Raw genomic sequence first — 434 nt, forward strand, 5'->3', positions numbered from 1 at the left:
GTACTCGTGATTGCTCATCTTAGGGTTTTGCTTATCGAGTTTGACGAACTTCCCATACTTGTTTTTATGTGGAAATACTGGCCGTTTTGCAACTTCTTCAATTTTTTGAGCTGTTCGTTTTTTACTACCAATCACAAAATTTAAAGAGTGAATAGTACGCCCACGCTTGATTTGTTCAACCTCAACGACTAAATCAGATTTCTCGTTAATCTCAGTTATTGCAGGTTCCAAAACACGTTGATTTAATGAATTAAATCTAGGGTATTTATTTTCAACCTGAAGCCATTCTTTTAGTTTTTCTACTGTAATTTCACGACTACCAACAGAGCGATATTGTGTAATTAGCTCATAAATTCGAATTGAATGTACACTGTTGAAATAAGCGATATGTTTGAGTTGATATTGCGTGAATTGCCCTTTAAGTTGCGTTAGGT

1 protein-coding gene is annotated in these 434 nt (G+C 35.0%); it reads right to left on the reverse strand.

All coding sequences use genetic code 11. The features are described 5' to 3' along the window. The coding region (locus NNN71_RS25005) for a replication initiation protein (protein WP_271459619.1) at positions 1 to 434 on the reverse strand (434 nt) is incomplete at both ends.

The sequence above is a fragment of the Kluyvera sp. Awk 3 genome (assembly GCF_028069715.1).
GTDB lineage: Bacteria > Pseudomonadota > Gammaproteobacteria > Enterobacterales > Enterobacteriaceae > Kluyvera > Kluyvera georgiana_A.